This window comes from Photobacterium sanguinicancri (assembly GCF_002265265.1).
Classification (GTDB): domain Bacteria; phylum Pseudomonadota; class Gammaproteobacteria; order Enterobacterales; family Vibrionaceae; genus Photobacterium; species Photobacterium sanguinicancri.
The window spans coordinates 1-719 of sequence record NZ_NOIF01000408.1 but is presented as its reverse complement, the minus strand read 5'-3'; the positions used below and the strand labels follow the sequence as shown (position 1 = coordinate 719).

General features: G+C 38.1%; 1 protein-coding gene. It reads left to right on the top strand.

Annotation, left to right across the window (positions count from 1 at the left end):
• On the top strand, nucleotides 1-719 hold a 719-nt coding region (locus tag ASV53_RS25710; RefSeq protein WP_094959024.1), incomplete at both ends, for a DUF6250 domain-containing protein.

Genomic DNA, 719 nt, shown 5'->3' with positions numbered 1-719 from the left:
GATTAAGTTCGCTTATTGCAATCCCTTTGATTATTAGTAGTGGAATTGCGTTAGCCCAAGAAAATACAAATTATTTAGAGTTATTGAAAGATAATGGACAGCTGATATATTCAGATTCATTTGAACATTCTACAGAACAATGGGTAATTGAAAAAACAGACAAAACGAAAGTGGGCGTTATCGATCAATCATTAGATATCGATGATGGCGCTGGTGTGACTGTGTGGTTTAAAGAAGACGTTAGCACGCCTTCGGTGATTGAATTCAATGGTGCTGTGGTCGTTGCTGGTGGTCAAAATGATCGCGGTACTGATCTGAATTTCTTCTGGATGGCACAAGAGCCGGGAAGTGCTGATTTCTTCGCTAAGTCTGAGTGGCGCTCTGGCAATATGCGTAAATATGATCCGATGCGACTGTATTACATTGGATATGGCGCGAATGATAATTCAACGACACGTTTTCGCCGTTACCCAGGCGATGGTACTCGCCCCCTTTTACCTGAATATGATGTAAAAGATCCTGAGTTTATGAATGTTCCCAATGAATATACCAACATTAAAATATTTAATTTAAAAGATGAAGTTGTTATCTATGCGAATGATAAACTCTTATATCACATCGAAGGCGAGAAGATGTTTGAGTCTGGTAAGTTTGGTTTTAGGACTTGGAAAAGTCATTTGAGGATTGATGATTTTAAAGTTTACGCAATTAAACTTAAT